Genomic DNA, 445 nt, shown 5'->3' on the forward strand with positions numbered 1-445 from the left:
GCAATAATATTACTGGCTGCATTGATATAAGCGCCGCGATGATGATAAACCACACCTTTGGGATTGCCTGTGGTACCCGAGGTATAACTTAAGCTAATGGCATCCCATTCATCCGCAGGCAGTTGCCAGTTGAAATTTACATCGCCTTTTGTTAACCAGTCTTCATATTCAATTTGACCAATCGCTTTGGTGCTTGCAGCATGCTCATATTCTGCATCTGCCACATCAATGACATAGATATCCTGTGAGATCAGTGCCAAGGCTTCTGTTGCTAAGGCGCTAAATTCAGGATCAACCAACAATACTTTGCTTTCTGCATGTTGCAGCATAAAGGCCAAGGTTTTGGCATCTAGGCGCGTGTTTAAGGTATTCAGGACGGCACCCGCCATAGGTACAGCAAAGTGTGCTTCTAGCATTGCAGGCACGTTTGGCAGCAGTGCAGAGA

The 445-nt window shown here is 45.8% G+C and carries 1 pseudogene; it reads right to left on the bottom strand.

The annotated features are described in order from the left end of the window. A pseudogene (locus SE27_RS14400) lies at window positions 1-445 on the bottom strand (AMP-binding protein); the annotation flags it as partial.

The organism is Acinetobacter harbinensis (genome assembly GCF_000816495.1).
In the GTDB taxonomy this organism is placed as follows: Bacteria; Pseudomonadota; Gammaproteobacteria; order Pseudomonadales; family Moraxellaceae; genus Acinetobacter; species Acinetobacter harbinensis.